This window comes from Embleya sp. NBC_00896 (assembly GCF_045207785.1).
Classification (GTDB): Bacteria; Actinomycetota; Actinomycetes; order Streptomycetales; family Streptomycetaceae; genus Embleya.
Window position 1 is genome coordinate 296,328 of sequence record NZ_CP108777.1, and the last position, 21,754, is coordinate 318,081.

General features: G+C 68.5%; 23 protein-coding genes and 1 pseudogene. 8 read left to right on the forward strand and 16 right to left on the reverse strand.

The annotated features are described in order from the left end of the window. Window positions 1-16: 16 nt before the first annotated feature. Together OG928_RS34545 and OG928_RS34550 are read right to left on the reverse strand one after the other, a co-directional pair. Window positions 17-619 carry a dihydrofolate reductase family protein gene (locus OG928_RS34545; protein WP_331765943.1) on the reverse strand — a complete coding sequence of 201 codons (603 nt, stop codon included), beginning with the start codon at window positions 617-619 and terminating at the stop codon, window positions 17-19. A gap of 170 nt (window positions 620-789) precedes the next feature. Then, complete coding sequence (locus tag OG928_RS34550; RefSeq protein ID WP_331765944.1) at window positions 790-1,161, reverse strand: cupin domain-containing protein; 372 nt, start codon at window positions 1,159-1,161, stop codon at window positions 790-792. 143 nt (window positions 1,162-1,304) lie between these two features. Here OG928_RS34550 and OG928_RS34555 point away from each other — a divergent pair, with 143 nt between their 5' ends. Continuing rightward, window positions 1,305-1,769, forward strand: a complete 465-nt coding sequence (locus OG928_RS34555; RefSeq protein ID WP_331765945.1) for a MarR family winged helix-turn-helix transcriptional regulator — start codon at window positions 1,305-1,307, stop codon at window positions 1,767-1,769. 148 nt (window positions 1,770-1,917) lie between these two features. Here the strand turns inward: OG928_RS34555 and OG928_RS34560 are convergent, their stop codons facing one another. Further along, complete coding sequence (locus OG928_RS34560) at window positions 1,918-3,348, reverse strand: cellulase family glycosylhydrolase (RefSeq protein WP_331765946.1); 1,431 nt, start codon at window positions 3,346-3,348, stop codon at window positions 1,918-1,920. A gap of 246 nt (window positions 3,349-3,594) precedes the next feature. On the opposite strand from OG928_RS34560, the gene OG928_RS34565 reads away from it, so the two are divergent. Further along, window positions 3,595-4,107, forward strand: coding sequence for a hypothetical protein (locus OG928_RS34565; RefSeq protein ID WP_331765947.1), 513 nt, complete (start codon window positions 3,595-3,597; stop codon window positions 4,105-4,107). A 97-nt stretch (window positions 4,108-4,204) separates the two neighbouring features. Here the strand turns inward: OG928_RS34565 and OG928_RS34570 are convergent, their stop codons facing one another. After that, window positions 4,205-4,627, reverse strand: coding sequence for a hypothetical protein (locus OG928_RS34570; protein WP_406291466.1), 423 nt, complete (start codon window positions 4,625-4,627; stop codon window positions 4,205-4,207). A 410-nt stretch (window positions 4,628-5,037) separates the two neighbouring features. Then, the gene (locus OG928_RS34575) at window positions 5,038-6,369 is read right to left on the reverse strand and encodes a protein kinase domain-containing protein (RefSeq protein WP_331768214.1); all 1,332 of its coding nucleotides are present in this window, start codon (window positions 6,367-6,369) and stop codon (window positions 5,038-5,040) included. 575 nt (window positions 6,370-6,944) lie between these two features. Here OG928_RS34575 and OG928_RS34580 point away from each other — a divergent pair. Together OG928_RS34580 and OG928_RS34585 are read left to right on the forward strand one after the other, a co-directional pair. After that, on the forward strand, window positions 6,945-7,613 hold the full coding sequence (locus OG928_RS34580; RefSeq protein WP_331765949.1) for a class I SAM-dependent methyltransferase: 669 nt from the start codon (window positions 6,945-6,947) through the stop codon (window positions 7,611-7,613). Window positions 7,614-7,755: 142 nt separating this feature from the next. Continuing rightward, window positions 7,756-8,310, forward strand: a complete 555-nt coding sequence (locus tag OG928_RS34585; RefSeq protein WP_331765950.1) for an isochorismatase family cysteine hydrolase — start codon at window positions 7,756-7,758, stop codon at window positions 8,308-8,310. A gap of 9 nt (window positions 8,311-8,319) precedes the next feature. On the opposite strand, the pseudogene OG928_RS34590 reads toward OG928_RS34585, so the two are convergent. Together OG928_RS34590 and OG928_RS34595 are read right to left on the reverse strand one after the other, a co-directional pair. Next, window positions 8,320-8,489 (reverse strand): annotated as a pseudogene (locus OG928_RS34590) (IS5/IS1182 family transposase); the annotation flags it as partial. A gap of 33 nt (window positions 8,490-8,522) precedes the next feature. Beyond that, a complete protein-coding gene (locus tag OG928_RS34595; RefSeq protein WP_331765951.1) occupies window positions 8,523-8,957 on the reverse strand; it encodes a VOC family protein in 435 nt (144 codons plus the stop codon). A gap of 160 nt (window positions 8,958-9,117) precedes the next feature. Between OG928_RS34595 and OG928_RS34600 the strand changes: the two genes are divergently transcribed. The 3 genes from OG928_RS34600 to OG928_RS34610 all read left to right on the forward strand — a co-directional run bounded on the left by OG928_RS34600 (window position 9,118) and on the right by OG928_RS34610 (window position 13,152). After that, window positions 9,118-9,825 carry a 2-phosphosulfolactate phosphatase gene (locus OG928_RS34600; RefSeq protein ID WP_331768215.1) on the forward strand — a complete coding sequence of 236 codons (708 nt, stop codon included), beginning with the start codon at window positions 9,118-9,120 and terminating at the stop codon, window positions 9,823-9,825. A 1,825-nt stretch (window positions 9,826-11,650) separates the two neighbouring features. Then, on the forward strand, window positions 11,651-12,592 hold the full coding sequence (gene htpX / locus OG928_RS34605; RefSeq protein WP_331765952.1) for a zinc metalloprotease HtpX: 942 nt from the start codon (window positions 11,651-11,653) through the stop codon (window positions 12,590-12,592). Further along, entirely contained in the window at window positions 12,592-13,152 is a 561-nt protein-coding gene (locus tag OG928_RS34610; protein WP_331765953.1) for a PspA-associated protein PspAB, read from the forward strand. The genes htpX and OG928_RS34610 overlap by 1 nt, the downstream gene beginning before the upstream one ends. A 420-nt stretch (window positions 13,153-13,572) precedes the next feature. Here the strand turns inward: OG928_RS34610 and OG928_RS34615 are convergent, their stop codons facing one another. The 5 genes from OG928_RS34615 to OG928_RS34635 form a co-directional block, all read right to left on the reverse strand. Continuing rightward, the gene (locus tag OG928_RS34615; protein WP_331765954.1) at window positions 13,573-14,280 is read right to left on the reverse strand and encodes a signal protein; all 708 of its coding nucleotides are present in this window, start codon (window positions 14,278-14,280) and stop codon (window positions 13,573-13,575) included. A 302-nt stretch (window positions 14,281-14,582) separates the two neighbouring features. Next, on the reverse strand, window positions 14,583-15,023 hold the full coding sequence (locus OG928_RS34620) for a VOC family protein (protein ID WP_331765955.1): 441 nt from the start codon (window positions 15,021-15,023) through the stop codon (window positions 14,583-14,585). A 96-nt stretch (window positions 15,024-15,119) separates the two neighbouring features. Continuing rightward, window positions 15,120-16,118, reverse strand: coding sequence for a BtrH N-terminal domain-containing protein (locus OG928_RS34625; RefSeq protein ID WP_331765956.1), 999 nt, complete (start codon window positions 16,116-16,118; stop codon window positions 15,120-15,122). Further along, window positions 16,115-16,924: a MerR family transcriptional regulator gene (locus tag OG928_RS34630; protein WP_331765957.1), complete on the reverse strand. Its 810-nt coding sequence runs from the start codon at window positions 16,922-16,924 to the stop codon at window positions 16,115-16,117. The genes OG928_RS34625 and OG928_RS34630 overlap by 4 nt, the downstream gene beginning before the upstream one ends. Continuing rightward, entirely contained in the window at window positions 16,914-17,210 is a 297-nt protein-coding gene (locus OG928_RS34635) for a hypothetical protein (RefSeq protein ID WP_406291471.1), read from the reverse strand. The genes OG928_RS34630 and OG928_RS34635 overlap by 11 nt, the downstream gene beginning before the upstream one ends. A 44-nt stretch (window positions 17,211-17,254) precedes the next feature. Here OG928_RS34635 and OG928_RS34640 point away from each other — a divergent pair, with 44 nt between their 5' ends. After that, window positions 17,255-17,560, forward strand: coding sequence for a hypothetical protein (locus tag OG928_RS34640; protein ID WP_331765959.1), 306 nt, complete (start codon window positions 17,255-17,257; stop codon window positions 17,558-17,560). Between the two features lie 353 nt (window positions 17,561-17,913). Here OG928_RS34640 and OG928_RS34645 read toward each other — a convergent pair whose 3' ends face one another. The 4 genes from OG928_RS34645 to OG928_RS34660 form a co-directional block, all read right to left on the reverse strand. Further along, on the reverse strand, window positions 17,914-18,528 hold the full coding sequence (locus OG928_RS34645; RefSeq protein ID WP_331765960.1) for a dihydrofolate reductase family protein: 615 nt from the start codon (window positions 18,526-18,528) through the stop codon (window positions 17,914-17,916). A 197-nt stretch (window positions 18,529-18,725) separates the two neighbouring features. Next, on the reverse strand, window positions 18,726-19,175 hold the full coding sequence (locus OG928_RS34650) for a hypothetical protein (protein ID WP_331765961.1): 450 nt from the start codon (window positions 19,173-19,175) through the stop codon (window positions 18,726-18,728). Between the two features lie 373 nt (window positions 19,176-19,548). Next, window positions 19,549-20,202, reverse strand: coding sequence for a hypothetical protein (locus OG928_RS34655; RefSeq protein ID WP_331765962.1), 654 nt, complete (start codon window positions 20,200-20,202; stop codon window positions 19,549-19,551). Between the two features lie 480 nt (window positions 20,203-20,682). Beyond that, window positions 20,683-21,555, reverse strand: a complete 873-nt coding sequence (locus OG928_RS34660; protein ID WP_331765963.1) for a thermonuclease family protein — start codon at window positions 21,553-21,555, stop codon at window positions 20,683-20,685. Window positions 21,556-21,754 lie beyond the last annotated feature (199 nt).

Genomic DNA, 21,754 nt, shown 5'->3' on the forward strand with positions numbered 1-21,754 from the left:
CGGAACGGCCTGGCCTTTACGCCGTGAGGGTTCTGCGGGCGTAGGTGAGAAAGGCTGCCCCGGACTTCAGGACGGTGTGGTCGGTGAGTTCCCAGCCGCACGGGTCGAATGCCGCCTTGTGGGAGAAGAGCGGGATCCCGGTGCCGATGGTCGTCGGGCTCAGCTTGATGACGAGCTGGTCGATCTCGGAGTACAGCGCGCCGGCCAGTTCGGCACCGCCGATCAGCCAGATGTCCTTGCCGTCCTCCTGTTTCAACTGCCGTACCGTCGCTGCCGGATCGCCGGCGACCAGTTCCACGGCCGGGTCCGGGCTCTCGGTCAAGGTACGGGAGAACACCAGGTGCCGCAGGTGCGGGTAGGCGTTGGCCACGCCGACCCGGAGGCCGATCTCGTAGGTCCGCCGTCCTTCGACGACGGTGTCGAAATGTGTGCCGTCGGCCGTGACGGACAGTGCGGCACGGGCCGGGGCGGGCAGGGTTTCCGGGTACTCGGTGATGATGTGCCGAAGGTAGTCCTCGGGGATCGACCAGAAGCCGTCCGGGCCGGTGGGGTCGCCTCCGTCCGGCCCCGCGATGAAACCGTCGAGGGTGGACGCGATGTAGTACACGAGCTTGCGCATGCGGATGTGGGGTTCCGTTTCTGTCTGCTTCTGTCTGCGGTGCACGAGTGAACGATGGGAACGGGTGAAGCGGGCGCGCGTCAGGGCTTGTTGGTGTCGGCTGCACGCGCGCCGGCGGTGGGGGTGCGTCGGGGTGCCGGCGGTAGGGGCCCGGCTGTGCGGCGTCGGCTTCAGCGGGCCGGCGGCGGGACCAGCTCTTCGCCGCCCATGTACGCGACGGCACCCACGGGAAGCGCGACGATGGCTTCGAACGGCTCGCCGTGCGGGTTGGCGAGGCTGAACAGTGTTCCCGCCGGGACGATGACCGCGTCGCCGGCGGCGATGTGGTGTTCGACGCCGTCGAGGGACGCGACGGCGGCGCCGGCCACGGCGACCAGCACTTCTTCGTTGCTGAACGAGTGCTCGGCCGGTGCCGCGCCGGGCTGGAGGCGGGTGCGCCACACGCAGGTCTCCTTCGCGCCGCGGCTGGGAGCGGCGAAGCCGGTGAAGGTGGCGTGGCCCATGGTGAAGGTGGGGGCATCGGTGCTACGGATGATCGGCAAGGATATTCCTCTACTCGGGTTGTACAACCAAGGTTGTAATACAACCGAAGTTGTACACTTCTCCGGTGTCCGCGTCAAGCGCTCAGGTGCACGGCGCCAACCGCCGGCTCGCCCGATCCGCCCAGCGCCACAGAGGAGATGGAATGAACCCCGATGCCGACTTCGGCGTTTTGCTCGCGCAGGCGTACCAGCAGATGGTGGGCGAGTTGCACGAACACCTCGGACAAGCGGGCTTCACGGACGTCCGGCAGACCTTCGGGTACGCGTTCAAGGCCCTCGCCGACGAGCCCCTGACCACCAGCCAGCTCGCGAACCGACTGCGCATCACCCACCAAGGCGCGGCCAAGACGGTCGAGGACATGGTCGCGGCCGGCTACGTGGAACGGGTGCCCGACGCGAACGACCGCCGCGTGAAGCGGCTCGTACTGACCGCCCGCAGCCGCGAACTCATGGCCGCCGGACACGACTTCCACCAGGCCTTCGAAAAGGCCCTGGCCGCGCGCCTGGGATCCGCCAAGGTCGCCGCGACGCGCGAAACGCTCACCGCCATCACCGACCGGGCTCCCACCCCCGCATCCCACCCGCGCACGGCCCGCCCCGTGGTGTGACCGTGCCCCGGGACCGCCGTCGGACTCGCCATCGTCGCGGTGCGGGTGGGTAGGCGTTCCTGGATCTCCTGCGGCGGCGCGCCACGTCCGCGGGCAAGAGCGTGGGGTAGTCGTCGGCGCCGGTTTCGGGCGCCGACGACTGGGCGCCCTACGGCGTGATGGTGACCGTGTACGTGGTGCCCTGGCGGCCGCGCGTGGTGACCTTGACCGTCCGGCCTCGGTCGTCCCAACTTGCCCTGGGGCCGTCGATCTTGACGTGGTAGCCGTGTGGATAGACGCTTTTCGGGACGGCGATCTCGGTGGGTCCGTCGGCGTTTTGACGCGTGGTGAAGGTGAGGCGGTAGGTGCGGGTCGCCGGGTCGTAGGTGGATGTCAGCGGGTTGCCGGCGATGGCGGACGCGTACGGCTGACTGAGGAGTTCGGCGTTGGGACGCCAGTTCCCGCTCGGGTCGAGGTTGCAGTAGCCGTGGTTGCCCCGGCACCACTGCCACCACGTCCAGCCGCTGGAGAAGCGGGACATGGCAGCGGTCATGTCGTTGATGAACTGCGCGGCGTGCGGGATGGCCGGGCTCGTGCCCCACTCGCCGACGATGACCGGCATGCGCTTGCGGGTCGGGTAGTCGCTGATAGCCGCCTCGTAGGCGGCGATGAAGGTGCCGTTCGGGTCGTAGTCGGCGCCGGATTCCATCGCGGTCTCGTAGAAGTGCGGCATGTAGGCGGCATGCGGGTCGTCGATGTGACCGAGGGCGGTTGGGACGCCCAGGCCGACGATGACCGTGGGTTCGACGAAGACCCAGGACCTGCGGTCGACGAGGCGTACGGCATCGGCGAGGCGGTTCCACAGGTCGGTCAGCTGAGTGGCCTCGAAGCGGCTCGCGGCGGTCGGCAGGTCCTCGCCTTCGAGGAACTTGCCGAACGGCTCGTTCATCAGGTCGTAGCCGAGCAGCGCCGGGTGCCGTCCGAGTGTCGCTGCGACGGTCATCCACATACGGGCGTGGGCGGCGCGCAGGTCGCTGTCCTTGTACAGGTGGTCGAACGCCGCTTGTACGGACGGCTCGAAGTATCCCGAGAACCAGTCGCCGGGTGTCGGCTCGAACGGCAGACCCTCGTCGCGCGTGGCCCAGTCGGGGATGCCGCGCGCGCCGAAGTGCGGGCCGTAGATGTCCTGATGCGCGTCGAGGACGACCTTGACACCGTAGCGGTCGGCCCAGTCGAGGATGCGGCGCATCTTGGCGAGATAGGTGCGGTCGTACCGACCCTGGGTGGGTTCGAGGTCGTCCCAGAAGAAGGCGAGGCGCGCGAGGTTGAAGCCGCGCGCGGCCATCTCGCGCAGATCCGACTCGTGGATGTCGGCGAACGCCTCGGCGCCGCGATGGCCCTTGTCGGAGAGGTCGAAGCCCCGCCACTGGGTCGCCCGGCCGCGGTCGTCGGCGATATACGTGCGGTCTCCCACGGTCACCCGGTCCGGCGCCGGGCCACCTCCCCCACCGCCCGGATGGGCCTGGGCGGGGATCGCGCTGAAGGTGCACAGGAATGCGGCGACGGCGAGAGCCGGCGACGCTCGGAAGCGAAGGCGCATACACAGACCTTTCGGAGACGCGGATGTACGGAAACGGCCCGTGGGACAGGCGGAAGTCGGGCACGGCGGCGGTGCGCGAGCGAGTCGGATGTTACTGGCGGGTGCGGCAACTTCCCAGATGCCGCAGCGGTTTGCGCCACACATTCGACCGCACGGCCTTGGCGCCTTCACCGGATCCGGGGGACGGAAAGCGGCCTCGGCGGTGTCCGAACCTGCCCGTACGTCGGGCCCATGAGGTCGGGGCTCATGAGTACGACCGCAACCGGCAGCGGGCACTGCATGAAGTCGCTCGTGTGGAAGTGGGAGGCCGGCGTGGAGCCCTGTGCGAAATCCCGACTCCGCTCGCCGAGGCCCTCGATCTCTCTCCCGACGACGGCGACGTCCACACCTGGCCGCACTGGTTACCGGGCCCGCAGGCGCAACTGCCCTTGGGCGCACCACACCGTCACCGCGTTGGTCACCGACACCCGCTACAGCGCCGACATCGGCCGGCGCCTGCACCTGTTGGCCGCCGGCCTGTCCCCGGCCATCGCCTGGCACCGCTTCGACCAGGTCGAACACGCTGTCGCCGGCCGCTTCTGGCACACCGGACTCCACAGCGCACACGCCGACCCGGACCACGACCTCGGCGCCGACATCCGGTCCGACCTCGCTTGCGCACGACCGGTCATTGACCTCGTACCTGTACGGTCCGCGGGTGTTGAGTCGAAATGGCTGGTCCGTCCACGCCACGTCGCGGAACTTACCGCAGCCGCGTGAAAACTCTCGCCCAATGCGCTGGGTTGAGCACGATCAGGTGACCGTCCGCGCGTTCAACCGTGCCACGTATTTGAAACACACATGGAAAAGCGAGTCATCACCCCTGCAGGAAACTGGACACGCGCGCCCGAAGCGTCCTGACGTCCTCGGCATCAAGTGCTAGATCCTTCCGTTCCTGCACCAGGTAATCGATCACCTCCAGGAGGACCTCCAGGCGCTTCCCCGACAGGTAAGGCCCGATCACCTCGTCCCAGAAGCGCCGGTCCTTCAAGCAGGTGATGATATGGGCCCTCGTCAGCGGATCCTCGAAGAACCCCACCACTTTCTGCTCGTGGAGGCTCAACATCAAAGCGCGCAGAAAGCTGCCGAGATAGGCCGCGGCGGCCTGCGGGGGCAGGTCAAGGAGGGGCGTGGCCGCGAGGAAGCCCACGGAGTCGATGTCGACCTCCATGGGCTCCACATCAACGAAGGCGTCAGCCTCCTTCTGGGTCCGGTTCCAACCGGTGAGTCGCAGGTCCACGAGGGGTGGGGCAGGGACGTCCGCCCAAGCCTCCTCCACAGCGCGACCCAAGCCCAATGCCTCTTTCATAGCCTGCTCAGGACGTCCCTTTGATTGGCGATCTGTTTTTCGAGATCCGCAACGGCGCCCTCATGGTGCGCCCTCCGCTCAGCCTCGGTGGCGTGCTTCTCGTTCAACCACTCGATCTTGTCGCACCCCTTGTCGACGTACTCGCGGCGCTTGACCTTCAGCCGCCCTAACGCGTCGATCTGCTTGCCGATGAGTTCCTTGATGTTGCTCTCGTCATTGGGCAGTCGCGGCAGCAGCCGGGGCCGCGTGCAGTACGTGGAGCTTCGCGGCCGGCCAGATCTGCGACGCGTAGCCCGCCTGCTCGATTCCGGGCGCCCGGACGGTCCGGACCGCCACGGCGGCTACAACACGATGGACAGCACCACAGGCAGTGAGGCGGCCAAGGCCACGGCGTCACCGATCCTGGAAGCGGTCTTGGCCGGCAGCCGGAGCCGGAACAGGTCCCTCAGGCCCGCCCCCAATGGGTAGGTGCCCAAGCAGAGGGCGACGCTGCACCATTTGAGCTTCTCGTCCGCCGAGTCCGTGCCGACGGCGGATCCCCCGAAGGTGACCAACAGCATCGCTGCCCCGAACAGCACACCGGCGACGGCCAACCACACTCCGCCGGTGGTGACCTTGGGCTCGGCAGGTCGTGCCGGAGACCGGCGTGCGGGAGCCGGTTCCGAGGTGCCGGCCGCTGCGGGCGGTACGACAGCGGGAGGCACAGCCGCGTTCCCGGGTATCACTGGCGAGGGCGCGATGGTGGCGGTGGCGGCGTTGTCGTACGCGGGTTCCACTCCCGGGGCCCGCAGCGCGGTGGCCGCGGCGCGCAGGATGGCGTGGGTGACGGCGGGTGGCAGCCATCCGGTGTCCGCGCCGATGTGCGTGGGCGGGGCGGGGACGAGCGCGCGAGCGGCCTCGGCGGAAGGTCGGGCGGCGGGGTGCTTCGCGAGGGCGGCCTCGACAAGGGGCGCGAGAGCGGCGGGGAGGCCGTCGAGGTCGGGTGGGCGTGTGGTGAGGTTGGCGAACAGCACCGGCAGGTTGTCCCCGGGGAACGGCGGGCGGCCGGTGGCCGCATAGGCCAGGACCGCACCGGCGGAGAACACGTCGCTCTCCGGCCCGACATCCGAGCGTTCGAACTGCTCCGGCGACATGAAGCCCATCGTCCCCACGGTCTGGCCCGTCCGGGTCAGGCCGGTCGCGCCGGCCGGCCGCGCGATCCCGAAGTCGATGACCTTGGGACCGTCGACGTCCAGCATGATGTTGGACGGCTTGATGTCCCGGTGCACCAGACCGGCTCCATGGATCCCGGCCAGCGCGGCGAACAGACCCGCGCCCAGCGCGAGCAACGACGCCTCCGGCAACGGCCCGAACCGCGTCACCGCCTCGCTCAGCGTGATCCCCGGCACGAACTCCGTTGCCAGCCACGGGAGCTCCGCATGCGGATCGGCGTCCAGCACCGGCGCGGTGAACGCCGCACCCACCCGCTGCGCCGCCTCCACCTCTCGGACGAACCTACGCCGGAACTCGGTCTCGTCACCGTTCAACAGGTACGGGTGCACCACCTTCACGGCCGCCGCGGCCCCGTCCGGGGCCCGCCCGAGGAACACCCGTCCCATCCCGCCCGACCCCAACACGCCGACCAGCCGAAACCGCCCCACCTGCTGCGGATCCCCCGTGCTCAACAGCTCCATCACGCCCCCGATTCACAACCGATCCCCGACCGCACGAGGGCCGAGGCTGTCGAACGCCCAAGAACATCGCATCCTCCTACACGACCGCAACGATCAGAGCGGATCTCGATGTACGACCCGACGGGAGATCCGTTCTACGCGAACCCCCACTTCGGACACCCGCGCATCAACCAACCAGTTCGCCGCTCGTCGGCCTTGTCGTGACCGTTGCCTACTTTGGTCCGGTCTCGACGATGATGCCGCCAGCCGCCGCCTGCGCCGCGTCGGTGAGGGAAAGGCGCTCTTTGCCACGGCGGAGCGTCGTCGTGGGCTCGAACTACGGAAGGTCGAGCAGCTTTCGGATGGCCGCTTGAGCCTGATCTACGGAATCGGCTGACGGAGCAGGCGGCGGCCGGGGTTCGCCGAATGAAGGTCGGCTGACACGATCCGAAGGCGCATGATCGGATGCGGCCTTCGAGGGGTGTCGGCCTCGCCTCGATCCTTCGTGACGGCCCGTCGGTTCGTCCGTCGGGCCGTTGCCGCTTGTCGGGCGAGGGGGTGGGGGTGAACCACGACCGCAGTCCTATCGTTGGCTGATGCGCGCACACCACATTGACCGCCCAGCAGATCTCGACGTGGTCCGTGAGTCCTATGACCGGGTGGCTGACAACTACGCCCACATGGTGGTGACGACGGGAGTCGGTGACATCCGTAGCCATCCATGGCTCAAGGCATCAATCGACGCCTTCGCTGACACGGTGAGCGGGCTTGGGCCTGTCCTCGACGTCGGCTGCGGGCCCGGAACGGTGACCGCCTACCTCGCCGAACGCGGACTCGACGTGTCCGGAGTCGATCTCTCGTCCCGCATGATCGAAAACGCGCGCCGTCTTCATCCGCAATGCCGCTTCAGCGTCGCCTCTGCCACCGACCTCGACCTTGGAGAAGCGTCCCTTGGCGGCGTGCTCGGGTGGTGGTCACTGTTCAACCTCCCCCGCGACGTCCTTCCTCAGGTTCTTGCCCTGTTCGCGCGCGCCCTGAAGCCAGGCGGCCACTTCATCACCGCAACACACGTCGGCGACGAAGACGCGGTGCGCACCGAGGCATACGGAGGAGTGCCCGTTAATTGGACCACGCACAAGTGGCGGCCGGAACAGCTCGTGGACCTGATCGAGCAGGCTGGACTGCGCCCGGTCGCCGAACTTCGGCTCCCCGCAGATGAGCAAGTCGGGCCGGGCCTGGTCATCATGGCCAAGCGCCCCACCTGAAGACCTCACCAGGACCATTGCGACCGCGACTGGTAGCTTCACCTACGCACAGTTGGCCATCGCCATTCACCATGGCAGCCGCCGGAACAGCCGTCTTGCTGACTACAGGGCGCTGGATGGAAAGACTGGACGGGAGCCTGTCGTGACCACCGCACTGATCATCGGCGACATCCAGCAGGGCATCACGAGGAGCTACCCGTTCGCCAGGCGTGTCGTGCCGCCGCTCACCGAACTGCTGCCGCGTGCCCGCGCGGCCGGTGCCCTCGTTGTGTTCGTGCACTTCGCCTTCCGGGTCAACGGGGCCGACTTGCCACCGGACAACGCACTCTTCAGGACGTTCTACGAAGCCGGGGACACCTTCCACGAGGGATCGACCGGAACCGAAATCGCTCTGCCGGTCGCCGACGCGGACGTCGTCGTGGTGAAACGCCGCGCCAGCGCGTTCGCCGGCACAGATCTTGACGTTGTCCTCCGCGCGAACGGCGTCAGCACTCTCGCGATCGCCGGAGTCGCGACCAGCGCAATGGTGGCTGCGACGTGCTACGACGCGGCGGACCGTGGCTACCAGGTGACCGTGCTGCGTGACGGTTGCGCCGACGGTGATGCGGCAATGCACGACTTTTTCATGGATGCCGTCTTCCCCAGCCGGGGATTCGAGGTCATGCCCTGCGCCGGTTGGCATGGAGAACAAAGCTGATCTCGATCGCAGCCATTCGCCGATGATGGCGATGGCGCTGGTGGCTTTCGAATGGAACGGCGAGCCTGTCGTACCCGGTCGCCACGGCACGGTTCCTTTTCAGGCCGGTTGATGCCGCATTCGACCGCGTGACGGGCCTTGCAGTCCTCGCGGTCGAATGCGGGCGGCCGGCCGCCCTTGTCGATTCGCGAAGGTGCCACGTTCGCGGCCACTCAGTCGAGACAGAACTCGTTGCCCTCGATGTCCTGCATCGGGATGCACGACTCGTTGACGCCATCGGCCGGCAGTAGTCGCACGCGTACCGCGCCGAGCGCGACCAGTCGTGCGCATTCGGCCTCAAGTGCGGCCAGGCGCTCTTCACCCACGAGCCCGGTGCCGACCCGCACGTCAAGATGCACCCGATTCTTGACGACCCTGCCTTCGGGAACGCGCTGGAAGAACAGTCGCGGGCCCACACCTGAGGGATCAATGCAAGCGAACGCCGAACCCTGACGCTCAGGCGGCAGCGCGCGATCGAAATCGTCCCAAGTAGCAAACCCCTCCGGTGGCGGCGGTACGACGTACCCCAATACCTCGCACCAGAAACGAGCGACGCGCTCAGGTTCTGCGCAGTCGAAGGTGACTTGGAACTGCTTGATCGACGCCATCGGTCCACCATAGAGGCGGGGTCTTTCGTTGTCTCCACGAACCCGCCCCTGGCCGGGTTGTGGCGCGCAGGCAGCCGGAGGTGGTGCATTCCGAGACCGTCGATGCGATGCCTATCACTCTCCGGGTGCCTCGGGTCGGGCATGCGCGATCATGACCGGAATGGACACTCGTTTCCTTGGTATCGCCGATCTGGTCGAAGACCCGTCCGTGGCGGTCGTGGTCGACGTCATGCGTGCTTTCACCGTGGCTGCCTGGGCATTTGCCCAGGGGGCGGAAAAGATCGTTCTTGCCGAGTCGCTGGACGAAGCCCTGGCGCTCAAGGCTCGCCACCCGGATTGGGTGGCGCTCAAGGACGGTCCGCCCGCGCCCGGGTTCGACACCGTCAACTCGCCGGGCCTGCTGCGGTCCATTGACCTTGGCGGACGGACCGTTGTGCAGAAAACCACGGCAGGGACAGTCGGCGCCCTTGCGGTCAAGGATGCGCCGCTGGTGCTGTGTGCCGGCTTCGTGGTGGCGGAGGCAACGGCTCGGCTCTTGCGGACGCGCGAGAGTGACAGTGTCACGTTCGTGGTCACTGGCGACGATGGGCAGGCCGATGAAGATCTGGCGTGTGCTCAATACATCGCTCGGAGGGCTACCGAGGGTGGGACGTATGCTGCCGAGTTCCTCCGCCGCGCTGCCGAGTCGCGCGCCGCCGCCGAACTGGCGGAGGGGGTGCGCCAAGGAGTCCATCCTGATGACGTCGCGCTCTGTCTTGAGGTCGACCGGTTCCCCTTTGCCATGGTGGCGACCTTGGAAGGCTCGCTCATGGTCCTGCGTCCACACGCGATGCCTTCGCTGACTGACGAGGACCCGGCCTGGTCGTAATACCGCGCTCGTGGAGGTGCACAGCAGGATCAGGACAAGGAACATGGTCTGAAGTAGGCCGCCGCGAAGGGTGAGCGGGGCGAAAACACTCAACGCGGACAGCGCGAGAAGAACCAACGGAACAACCGTCACAGGTTGGTCGCGCCGTCGGGTGACCGCGGCCACGACGGCGTGCGCGTCCCGTGGACGGTCGCGATCGCGCAGGAAGTCCAGCACCTCCATGACCTGTTCGGGGGTCCCCAGGGTGCCGGCGGCCTTGAACGGGTCGGGGCAGCCCCTGGGCAGGTCGACGCCGGCGGCGACGCGCTCGAAGTCGAATCGCAGAAGCATCGCGTCCAGATAGCGCCCGTGCCAGAGCAGACGGCGCATGGCGGGATAAAGGCCCGCCAGGGGATTCCCGTTCCCCTCGAAGCCGCCGCGGATCACCTCGTCCCGGGCCGTGAGGTCGCCGACCGCCTCCAGCCGATCCACGACGCCCAGCACCCGCTCACCATTCTCGAAGCTGACGAGCCGCAACACGTCGCGGTCCGAGAGCGGGCGCCCGCTCCTGGCCGCGACGTCCAGCTTTGTGCGCGAGGAACTCTCGTTGAGCGCGTCGCGTACGGCGCCCGCCGTACAGGGCCGCGCGAAGTCGGCGCGGGAGGCCGCCATCCGCGCGTGTCCCAGACCGGTGGCGCCGGTTGCGCGGATTCCGTGGTGACGGTGTCCGGGCCGCCGTCGTGCGCGGGGACCGGTGCGCTCTGGTCGTGGAGGCGGGCTCGTACGGCTTCCTCGTGCCCGGCAAGGTCCCGACGGACCGTTTCCAGGAAGTCGTCGGTGCTGTCCAGGAGCGTGTCGTCGACCACCGGCGCGGGGGCGGGGGTCGATTCGGCACCGGGGCGGGCGAGGCTTCGAGTTCGGTCAGGAGCGCGTCGGCGTCGTGGAGTCGCTCCTCCTCGGTCTTGCGGTCGGGCGAGCTGATGTCGGCGAAGGCGAGGACCAGCCGACAGGTCAGGCTGCTCTCTCCGGCGTACACGGCGTAGATCGTGGCGCGCCCGGGAATCCGCCCGTCCTCGAAGTGGTCCTCCTGCAGTTTCCTGTGGGCGGCGTTGGGATTCAGGTTCGCGTCCGCGAACCAGGACAGCACCACGCCGGACCGAGCCCTTCGGAGCAGACCATGGCCAAGAACAAGCCCGCCCGCCCGACCCCCACCGCCGCCGGCGTTCCCGCGCCGACGCGGGGATTGGACCTGCGGATCGGCCGACACGTCCGCGTGCACGTGTACCTCTCCCCTTCCGTCCTGGCCGGCCTGGTCACGATGTCCGGCACCCTCGGCGGGCCCTCGCCTTCCTGCGGTGACGGCCATCGCCGGGCAGCCATCCGAGTGCCCCGAAACGCCCAGCCGACGTGCGGGTGGTGGCGGGGCCGGGGCCGGTGTCGGTCCAGGCCCATCGGATGGACGCGTCGAAAGTGTGGGTCTCGGCGGCGTCGGTCAGGTCGAGGTGGACGTCGGGTCCGGTGTCCGGGAAGAGGCGAGCGATCTCGGGTCTGGCGGCCCGGAAGGCTTCAGGTGGCGGGCTCCATGCACGCGAAGCATGCAGAGTCTGTTGCCGTCACTTTGGCCAAGCGCCGCGACCGGGCACCGACCATTGGGCCCACCAAGCGTGGCCACTACATCGAGATGGCGTCCCGCTTCCCGCCTCGGAATCCAGATCGGACGCCGTTGCTCCGTTGTTTCCGCGTTTTGCGAGGCAGAATCGAAGAAGAGCGCCTTTTCGCCCGCTTCGAGGCTTACTCGCGTCCGAGCGAGCGCCGAACTTGTCCGGGCACTCGCGAGGAGGGTTCGATGCCCAGAGCAGGTACCGTCAGCAACGGCCGCACCCGGTTCGTGGCCGATCGCGGCCTGGTCGCCCGCATGCTGGTGACGATGTTCGTGCTCGGCCTGTTGTACGTCGTGTTCGTCGGTGTACTCGTGGTGGCCCTCGGCCGCATGTGGCCGCTCGCGGTGATCTTGGTCGGCAGTGTGTTCATCGCCCAGTTCTGGTTCAGCGACCGCATCGCCATGTTCGCGATGGGTGCCCGTGAGGTCACCCCCGAACAGGCGCCCGAGCTGCACGGCGCCATCGATCGCCTGTGCGCGCTGGCCGACATGCCCAAGCCCAAGGTGGCGATTGCGGACAGCGACGTACCCAATGCGTTCGCGACGGGCCGCAACAGCAAGAACGTCGTCGTGTGCGCAACCACCGGCCTGATGCGGCGCCTCGAACCCGCAGAGCTCGAAGGTGTCGTGGCCCATGAGTTGTCGCACGTCGCGCACAGGGACGTCGTGGTGATGACGATCGCGTCGTTCCTGGGCGTTCTGGCCGGCCTGTTGACCCGGTTCGGCATCCAGTTCGGCCTGTTCGGCGGCTTCAACCGGCGCGGCAACGACCAGAACACGGCGGTGGTGATGCTCGTGGTCACGGCGGCGAGCGTGGTCGTGTACGCGCTCAGCTTTGTGCTGATCCGCACCCTGTCCCGCTACCGCGAACTGTCGGCGGACCGCTCGGCGGCGTTCCTCACCGGCCGGCCCTCCGCGCTCGCCTCGGCGTTGACCAAGGTCAGCGGTCAGATGGCAAAGATCCCCACACGCGATCTACGCAAGGCCGAGCCGTTCAACGCGTTCTTCTTCGCGCCGGCGATCGCGAACAAGGAGAGCCTGGCGAACATCTTCGCCACGCACCCCACCCTGGAACGGCGCCTGGAGCAGCTCGCTCGCATCTCCGGTGAACTGGGTCGGGCCGCCTGATGGGCTTCCTCGACATCCTCCTCGGCCGCGACAAGCCCGTACGGGCCGACTTGGACCAACTCTTCGGACTGCCGTCGGCGGCGATCACCCTCCAAGCCGCGGCCGGGTTCACCCCCACCGGCAGCGGCTCGGTGTGCTTCGCGTCGGTCGAGGGCGGCGCGTTCGACGCGGTACGCGACGACGTGAAGCAATTGTTGGGCGACCTTACGCAGACCCGCGACACGTACGGGTACACGTGGCTGGTCGCCTGTGGCGCCCCCGACGACATCGGCTCACTGGTCACCGACCTGCACGCGGTCAACTCTGCCTTGGAGGGCTCCGGCTTCGGTCCGCAGCTGCTGTGCTCCCTGGTGGCCTTCCACCACGACGACGGCCGCAGCCTGGCGTTGGTCTACCTGTACAAGCGTGGCACCTTCTATCCCTTCGCACCGGTCCCCGGCGCGCACGACAAACGCGACAGCGCCTTGGAACTCGAAGTGTCGGCGGCCGTACGGGACGATCTGCGCGTGGAAAAGGACCTGGCTCGCTGGTTCCCGGTATGGGGGGCACCGGGCCTCTAGAGCGGCACCTTGCGTGTCCGAGCAGCGCGCGCCGAGTTCGCCGGCCGGCCGAGCTGTGTGGCCTGGGTCGGATTTCTCCTCTTCGACCAGCTCAGTCGAAGTCGTCCGCATCGGAGTCCGCCACGATGCGGGCGGCACATCCAGGCCCCACGCACCCGCCGGCAAAGCGCGACGCAGCCGGACGAATGCCTGCGCACGGTGTCCGCGACCACCATCCGACACAAGGGCGAACCGGTCGCCGCGATCGACGCCGTCTTGGCCGACGGCCGACTCGGACTGCCGGCTGCCCGGCTGACCGGCTGCCCTGGTCGACGATCTCGATGCCCTGGAGCCGGATTTCACCGACTACGACCGACTCCGCTTCGGTGGCCCCGTCCCCCGCGACACACATCACCGCCCTGCGCGCCCACCGACCGCCGGTCAGCGCGCGGTGACGACCAGGGTGTAGTCGACGACGCTCGTCGACGCGCCCGAGGAGCCGCGGATGGCAAGTGTGTGGGTGCCCTCGACGAGCGGGGCCAACTGCACCCACAGGCCGCACGCGTAGGTTTTCACCTCCTCGGCATTGCCCGTGATCGGGTTGCCCTCGACGCCGGTGAAGTGGATCGGCGCGGCGTCGAACCGGTCCGGCCGGATCTGCTTGCCGTCCAACTCGACCGAGCCCTTCGCGTCGGCCATGAACATGGCGCAGTCCGCCTGTGTGCCCTTCATGTTCACCACCGGGAACGCGATCGGGGCCAGGGTGACCATGCGGCAGCGCCGGATCGCCGCGCCCTCGGAGGTGCCCGCGAGGTACCACGCGGTGGTCCCCTGATTGCGAGCGCACTGCCCGCCGTTCGGGTCGGCGAGCGGATTCGTGGCGCTCGTGCTCTTGGCCACCCATGCCCACCAACGCCCCTGGAGGTCGGGCAGGTTCGGCCGATTCGGGTTGTTCGGGTCGACGGCGAGGATCGGAGTCGGGGACGCCGACTCCGCCGCGTCGGGAGAGGAGGCCGGCGCGGCCGGCGGTGCGACCGACGGCGGCGTGCTCTTCGGGTCGGCCGCCGACGGCGAGGACTTGTCCGAGGTGCACGCGGTGATCAGCGTGAGCGCGCCGATCAGCAGGGCGAACGAGCGTCCGGGTTTCATGAGCGAGAGTATGGCCGGCCCCGCTCCCGCCCGGCGACCGGGGCGACCTCGACGACCCGACGCGTCACCCCATCGCCCCGTACGACCCCGCCGACCGCGACGAAAACGGCCGGCGGCGCGAACTCGGAAATCTCTTCCGCGACTTCGACGCCGTCGTGGCCACCTGCTCGAACGCGGTGGATGCCTTCATTCCGGCATCCACGACCCTCATGGGTCGCGTCGAGCGAAGAACGGTCGTATCGGCATGCTCATGCGATCCGTTCGCGCGTCGCTGATGCACCGCCCCGCGCGGCAGGCTCGCGTCAGCCGATCTGTTCGGCCAGAGCGACGATGATGCCCGCGGGGCCGCGGAGGTAGCAGAGCCGGAAGATGCTCTCGTACTGCGCCACCTCGCCGAGGAGTTCGGCGCCGTGGGCGCGCAGGCGGGCGATGGTGTCGTCGATGTCGTCGACGGCGAACATGACGCGATGCAGGCCCAAGGTGTTGGGCGGAGGGTTCTCCGGCTCGGCGCTGGACGCCACGGGGGTGTGGTACTTGGTCAGCTCCAGCTTGCTGTGGCCGTCCGGGGTCCGCATCATCGCGATGTCGCTCCGGACGCCGTCGAGTCCGACGGTACGGTCCGCGAAAAGGCCTTCGATCTGCCCCTTGCCTTCAAGCTCCATGCCGAGCTCGGTGAAGAACTCGACAGCCGCGTCCAGGTCGTCGACGACGATGGCGACGTTGTCCATCCGCTGAATAGTCATGTCTCCGAGCATAAGGAACGCGGTGAGCCGCCGGTCCGACGTCCGAAATGACCCAGAACGTGTTGACCTCGAAACGGAGGTCGTTCTGCGGAGGTCTCACGTCTGCATCCGGCTCAGCGCCTGCATGGCGTCGTGCTCCACTCGCGAGAGATCGTGGAGGATTGTGCCGGCCTGCGCCAGGTGCGCTGCGCCGCCGGCGTCGTCCGCGTCGCCGGCCTTTGCGATCAACTCGGCTACGTCCGTCCAGAGGGCGGCTGCTTCGGTGTACAGCGTGTGGCCGGTGCGAAGGTTGCCGTCGTCGATCAGCTCGGCACACTCCCCGAGGAAGTCGCGGTAGAGGTTGCGGAACAGAGCGCCGCCGGTGCCGGCCTGCTCCATGAGGAGGGCGGCCTGTGGCAGGTCCCGCTGTGGGTTGTCGCTGCGGTGCCGCCACTTCCGCACCTGTGTGGCGGTCTTCTCGATGCCGCGGTAACCCAGGTTCGCGATGGGCGGGTTGAGGAAGCCGTCGGCGCAAGCCTTGATCGCGGAAACGATCCGGTCCTGCGGTGAAGGCGGGTCGTGCGGCACGGTAAGGGTGAAGGAGCGGTTCTTGGCGGTCATCGGGCCGCGCTCGGCTCTGGCCTTGGCCAGGCTGGTCAAGGTGGTGGTTACCGCTCCGCCCTGCTGGTCGGTGTCCACCAGATAGGCCTGCTGTGTGTCGTAGCCGTACATGGCTACGACATGGCCGCCGAAGTGCACCTTCGACCGGAAGTAGTCCAGGTGGTAGCTGTCGAGTTGCAACCCGACGGGCCGACCGGCGTCGATGTGGGCCGTGACGTTCTGCCACGCTTTTCGCTGGGATGTGGTCTCTTGTACCACCAGCGCCAGTCCGAGTGTGGCGGCCAGGTTCCGGGTGAGTTCGAAGGGCTTGACACGGCCTCCGAGAAAGGGAAAGTCCATGCCCTTTCCGTCCCAGTAGATGAAGCCCAGGCCGGAGCCCAGCCCGAACAGCATGGCCTCGGACAGATCCAGTCCTTCGTGCCGCAGCAACACCCCCAGCGCCGTCGTCTCGCAGTGCTGCGTACCGTGTGCCTCGACGCCCTTGAGGACGGTCATGCTGCTGCAACCTCCTCGACGGGAAGGATCAACCGGGTCATCAGTTCCTCGTCCGTCGCCTCTCCCGGCCCGACGAGATAGGCCTCGCGCACGGGTGCCTGCGGGCGCAGCCCGCGCTCGTGGACGGCGGCGAACAGCGCGTTGTAGGCCAGGGGCAGCTGGGCATAGGGCCCGATATGCACGGTTTCGACCACGGGCCCGCCGCGCAGTACCTCAACCTCCAGGCCGGGCACGTTCGTCCCCGCCGTCGTCTCCGCCCCGACGGCGATGTGCATTCCATCCTCCAGGTCGAGGGGGTACAGCCCCCACAGCGGCGGCTCCCACGCGATCCCCGCCGTTGCGAGCCCGGCCAGGAGCCGCCCGACGCACTCCCCGACTGTCGCCCCCACCGTCGTGGGCGCGCATACTGCCCGCACCACGGCCAGCCGCCGTTCCCGCTCCCTCCCCAGACTCACCTCGTACCCGGGCAGACCGCCCTCCGCCAGCCGCTCCAGCATCCCCAGCCGCGTCTGATCCCGGGTGATCCGCTCGGCCAGTCGGTCCCGCTCGGCGCGAAGGACGCGCGCCCGAAACGAGGCGTCGGCGGTCAGCGCCTCGGCGATCACTGCCAGTGGGACGTCCATGTCCCGCAACAGGGCGATGGTCAGCGCGTCACGCGCCTGCTCGGGGGCGTAGTACCGATAGCCCGTGCCGGTATCCACCCACGCCGGGGCCAGGAGCCCCACCTCGTCGTAGTGCCGCAGTTGTTTGACGCTCAGCCGGCACAGGCGGGCGAAGCGCCCGATGGCGAGCAGTTCATCGTGCATGCCACCATGCTGAACCCTCCCACGGGGGGAGAGTCCAGCGCCCCGCCCGGAACCACACGCGACCTTGCCCATCGACGTCGAGCAGATCCCACGGGCGATCGGCCAACGCCCGCCACACGGGCGCGGCGAGATCGCGCAGCTCCTCCGGCGGGTCGTGCCGGGCCAGGATCACGGCCATCTCCTCCACGCTGTTCGTAGAAGTGTGCCGGGCCCCGTCGATGTGCGTGCGCGGCAACTCGACGGCCTCGTCGATGCGTTGGCCCCGCCTCGGCACACGGGCCGACACGATCAAGGGGTTCCGCGGCCCACCGTCGCCGGGATGAATTCGACGTGGCGGTCGCGACCACACCCCTGGCCCTGCAGGCAGGCGACCAGAAGCTCCGGATCGTGCTGCACACGGTCGACGGCCTACGCCAATCCCCCCGTGCTCCGGGGCTCACCTCCGAACCGAGAAGCTTCTACGGCACCATCGAAATCCCCCAGGCCGTCCTCGACGACCTCGACTCCTACCACCCCGCCCTGCGCGCCCTCATCCGTGACCGACTCCAGGCCGCCCGCTTCACCGGTACCGACGTCACCGTCACCGACCAGAGCCTGACCATCGCCCATCTCGACATGGCCCTGAACCGCACCTGACGCCGCCGTGGAACCTGCCACGCCGATCCGGCCGGCCGGCCGCTCCTGCGTTTACACCGACCCGCGCACGCAGGGGTGGCCGTCCGATTCCCCGGACGTAATTCACTCGATGTCGCCTTGCTGGACCGCGAGGGCTACGCCTCCCGCCGCGACCTGCCGCTGATCGTGCAAGGTGGCGCGCCCGCCGCACTCGCGGTCCGGCGTGGCAACCGCCCGGCCGTCGGCGGCTGTCGACGGCTCTGCGGTCGAAGTCCCCAAGGGGAGCGGGGAGTTCCGGCGGTCGGTGGTCGGCGATGGTGGGTTTGCCGGCGGCTCCAGATCGGTGCGGGCAATGCCGTTCCGCAACGACGTCGTCAGAGGAAGTCGTAGGTCAGGTGCGTCGCGGTCGATGTCGAGGTCACGCTCCGCTGCACCAGCGTGCGCGGAGCTCCGCCGGTGAACAGTGGCGTCCCGGCGCCCAGCACGACGGGCGCCAGGTGCAGCGTCAGCGCGTCGACCAGCCCGGCGTCGAGCGCCGAGCCGATCGTGGCGCCACCGCCCATGAGGACGACGTCGAGGTCCTTGCCGCTCTTCGACGACGCCGCCTCGGCACGCTCGCGCGCGGCGGTGACGGCATCGGGCAGACCGGTGGTGACGAAGGTCCAGTCGAGGTCGGTGAGCCGCACCGACTCCGGCGGCGAGCTCGTCACGACGACGAACGCGGGCTTGCCGACCTCGCCGGCGCCGTAGCCGGACGTGTCGTCCCAGCCGTTCGGCCCGTCGACCAGGTCGAAGAGCCGGCGGCCGAGGACGACGGCGCCCGAGCGGGCGGTCGCCTCGCGCAGGACCCGGCGGTCGTCGGGGTCGTCGGAAAACGCCCAGGTGTGCAGGGCCTCGCCGCCGGTGCCCAAACCGTTGTCCGGGCCGGGGTCCGGCCCGGTGACGAAGCCGTCGAGGGAGACCGAGATGTCGGCGATGATTCGAGTCATACCAGGGCAGACCCGATCCGCCGCCCAAACTCATCGCTCACACATCAAGCGTGTGCCGGCTGCTAACCCGATAGCCCCACACGGGCACCCGATATTGCCGTCTCGAAGCCCATCCGCAGGACGGCTCGGCCGGGGCGGGTGTGGAGGCGGCCGTCGAGGCGGCGGGGCGGCGTGCGGCGGCGGCGCGGACTCTCCGCTCACACGTAGACGCGCCACCACGGGTGCCAGGAGCCGTCGCTGAAACACGAGGACCAGATTTGGTTTTCGTTTATCAGGGTCTTCACCAATACCCTGACGCAACGCTGCCCGTAGGTCCACCCGGCCCCGACCATGTCGTCGGCGCGAAAACCGTGAGGCATCTCTTTCCAGCCGTCGGAGGCAGCCTCGATGTGCCATATCGTTCGGTCGGGCGCGACCACGAACGACTCGTCCGACTGCCCGTCCTTGTTCCAGTCGACGTCCACCGTCCGGGTGTTGCAGGCTTTGTACCCGGTGTGATTGAACCGCGTAACCCCGACTGGATCGCACGCCGCCACTTCCGAACGATCGGAGGCACTGGGCGCTGCTGTCACCGATCCCGTCGTGACAGCCGCCAGGGCCGTCACGGTGGCCGCCGCCACACCGAGGCGTAAGGCTATGCGCTGCATGAGCTCTCCCTTTAAAATCGGATAACTTGCGCATACTTCGAGACGTCGATGTCGGTCCGCGTTCATGACCGTGGAGCACTGTGCCTGTCCGAGAGCCCGCCGCCCGAGACGTCCGGCCGGCCGCGCCCGCGAGGGACGCGAGTCGACTGGGGCTCTGTCCGTGCGCGCCAACGTATCAACGCCGCAATCGTGATCGCATTCGTCTGCGGTACTCGGTTGAGCAGTAGCCGGGCGGGCGAGCGCCCACGTCCACGAAGGACGACGGCATCCGGTGTTGCTCGGCTCCCCAGGCCGATCCGGTGCGCACCCCGAGAAGCGGAGGGGCGAACAGGCATCTCGGTTGGTCGAATCCCCCTTCGTGTGACAGCGGTCGTCAGTGTTCTTCGGCGAAATGGGTCCGTACAGCGTGCAGCAGCAGTTCGACATCGGCGTGTGTTGGGCCATGGACGGCGGCGAAGGCGGCGTCCATGGCTTCGGGCCGGGGGAACATGAAGAGCAGGCGCTGCAGTTCGCCGCCGAGCCCGGCGATCCTCCACTGGCAGTCGGGGTGGTCCATGCCGGCGATCTCGCGCGCCGCCGCGCGGACGTCGTCGAACTCGCCTGAGCGCATGTACTCCGTGAGCCCGCAGGTCTGCGAGAAGGTGATCCCCGCCTCCCATTGGGACATCGGCAGTTCGTCGAACCCCGGAGGAACCACCCGTGTCAACTCGCGCACGAGCGCTGCCAGGCCGTGGAGGAAGTCGCCGATCGGCTCGTCGCGTGCGGCGCGGGCCAGCTTGTCGCGGTACGCGGCGGGGCGGGTCGCGAACACGGGGGTGTCGGTCTCTTCGGCGAGGAGGTCGAGCAGCGCGGCGGTCGCGTCCAGCGGGTTCATCCACATGACTGTCTGCGAGTCGACCATGACCCGGGCGAAGCGCTGCAGTTCGTCCTCCAGCGGCGGGGTTGTCGGGAGGTGTGCTGCCACGGCCACGTCCAGCAGCCGATCGACCACGCTGCCGGTGAAGAGTACGTCCTTGGGATTGGTCACGCCGGGCATGCTAGATGCCCCGGGCGCTAGGGGACGTCTCGCCGGCAAGCCGAGCCGCGCGGTGGGCCGAACCGAGACTGCACGTCGCTCCTTCTCCCGGCGTCGCCGCGGGAGCCGCTGGTGGTCAGGAACTTCGTTGAGCAGGTCTGTCCCGATCCCGAGTGGGAGGTGGGGCCACGCCCACCGCCCCCGCCTGCGCAAAGACCCCGAGTACACGCTCCCCGACCGGCGGAACGGCGCCACCGACGTCGCGAAGGCGGTCGCCTTGATCGGCATCCCGCCGCCACCGACGGACCCTCCGGACAACCAGTTCCTGGCCCGCAGCCGGCAACGGCACGCCGACATCCACGAACTACAGGAGCGCCGCTACACGATCGGCGCGATCGCCCGCGTCCTGGGCCTGGACCGCAAGACCGCGCGCCGCTTTGCGACCCAGGAGACACCCTTACCTCGTTCGCTCAGTCATGGTGCCCGTTTCCCTCATGCCTCGTCGAAGAGCAGGTTCTCGGGGGGCTGGGTCATCTTGACCTTGGTGGTGTTGACCTCGACCACCAGGTCGAGACCGGTGGTGAAGTGGGCGTCGGAGATGATGGTGAACTTGTCGGCCTTCTGCGCCAGGAAGTCGAGGAACCCGTCGAGCGCGGGATCGCCGTCGTTCAGGGCGATGTACTCGGCCAGGCGGCGGAAGAACTTGGGCAGCACCACGTCCTCGCTGATCACCGGTGATGCGACCACCTCCGCCCCCGAGGTCGTCTTGTCCACTGACCACAGCGCCTTGCCGGCCTGCCGGGCGGCCTTGACTGCCTGGGTGAACTCGTTGCGCAGCTCGGGGAAGAGACTGCGGTAGTACGTCGGGAAGGCCAGGCCGGTAGCGAGCATGTGGTGGTTGGCGGTCGTCTTCAACATCGCCGCGGTGACGTGGACCTGCGTACCGCTTGCCGCCGGGCCCGCACCGCGCCCGGCAACGGCCACGCAGCGGCCGTACCTGTCCGCGCCCCTGGTCAGGATGAACCCGGGGACCTCGGCCGGGACGGTCGGCGCCTTGACGGTCCCGTCGGGCTCACGTTGCACGGGCTGGAAGCCGATCCAGGTGAGCAGCTCGTCGCCGGCCTCGTCGGCGAACGGCGCCGGCTGGTGCAGCTCCGGTCCACCGGTCGGGGGCCGGTAGTGGGTCTCCAGCGCGTCGATCCCCTCCAGGCGCAGGCTCGCGCCGCCGGCGGCGTTGCGATGCACCAGGTTGGGGCCGGGCACCAGGTCCCACTCGGTGGGGTCGTTCGGGACGAAGCGGATCGTGTCGCCGTCCGGGCGCGTCCCGACGATCCGATAGACACCCTCGATGAGGAGCATGGGCATGGCGACGCCTTTCCTGTAGCGGGGAAACAAGATGGCCGACGAGCAGTGGACGGCAGGCGCAGCGACCGGCACGACCATCACTGAATGTTATTGACCGCATACAGAATGCACGAGGGCTGTTCGGGTCGCATCCGGAGGCGTGCGCACGGATCCGATGCGATGACCGCCTGCGCTCCCGGCCGGCGATCACTCACCCCTG

Coding starts and splice junctions, on each gene's coding strand:
- OG928_RS34545 (WP_331765943.1), bottom strand. CDS start 619: ATGCGCAAGCTCGTGTACTACATCGCGTCCACCCTCGACGGTTTCATC.
- OG928_RS34555 (WP_331765945.1), top strand. CDS start 1,305: ATGAACCCCGATGCCGACTTCGGCGTTTTGCTCGCGCAGGCGTACCAG.
- OG928_RS34560 (WP_331765946.1), bottom strand. CDS start 3,348: ATGCGCCTTCGCTTCCGAGCGTCGCCGGCTCTCGCCGTCGCCGCATTC.
- OG928_RS34565 (WP_331765947.1), top strand. CDS start 3,595: ATGAGTACGACCGCAACCGGCAGCGGGCACTGCATGAAGTCGCTCGTG.
- OG928_RS34575 (WP_331768214.1), bottom strand. CDS start 6,369: ATGGAGCTGTTGAGCACGGGGGATCCGCAGCAGGTGGGGCGGTTTCGG.
- OG928_RS34580 (WP_331765949.1), top strand. CDS start 6,945: ATGCGCGCACACCACATTGACCGCCCAGCAGATCTCGACGTGGTCCGT.
- OG928_RS34595 (WP_331765951.1), bottom strand. CDS start 8,957: ATGGCGTCGATCAAGCAGTTCCAAGTCACCTTCGACTGCGCAGAACCT.
- OG928_RS34600 (WP_331768215.1), top strand. CDS start 9,118: ATGGACACTCGTTTCCTTGGTATCGCCGATCTGGTCGAAGACCCGTCC.
- htpX (WP_331765952.1), top strand. CDS start 11,651: ATGCCCAGAGCAGGTACCGTCAGCAACGGCCGCACCCGGTTCGTGGCC.
- OG928_RS34610 (WP_331765953.1), top strand. CDS start 12,592: ATGGGCTTCCTCGACATCCTCCTCGGCCGCGACAAGCCCGTACGGGCC.
- OG928_RS34615 (WP_331765954.1), bottom strand. CDS start 14,280: ATGAAACCCGGACGCTCGTTCGCCCTGCTGATCGGCGCGCTCACGCTG.
- OG928_RS34620 (WP_331765955.1), bottom strand. CDS start 15,023: ATGACTATTCAGCGGATGGACAACGTCGCCATCGTCGTCGACGACCTG.
- OG928_RS34625 (WP_331765956.1), bottom strand. CDS start 16,118: ATGACCGTCCTCAAGGGCGTCGAGGCACACGGTACGCAGCACTGCGAG.
- OG928_RS34630 (WP_331765957.1), bottom strand. CDS start 16,924: ATGCACGATGAACTGCTCGCCATCGGGCGCTTCGCCCGCCTGTGCCGG.
- OG928_RS34645 (WP_331765960.1), bottom strand. CDS start 18,528: ATGACTCGAATCATCGCCGACATCTCGGTCTCCCTCGACGGCTTCGTC.
- OG928_RS34650 (WP_331765961.1), bottom strand. CDS start 19,175: ATGCAGCGCATAGCCTTACGCCTCGGTGTGGCGGCGGCCACCGTGACG.
- OG928_RS34660 (WP_331765963.1), bottom strand. CDS start 21,555: ATGCCCATGCTCCTCATCGAGGGTGTCTATCGGATCGTCGGGACGCGC.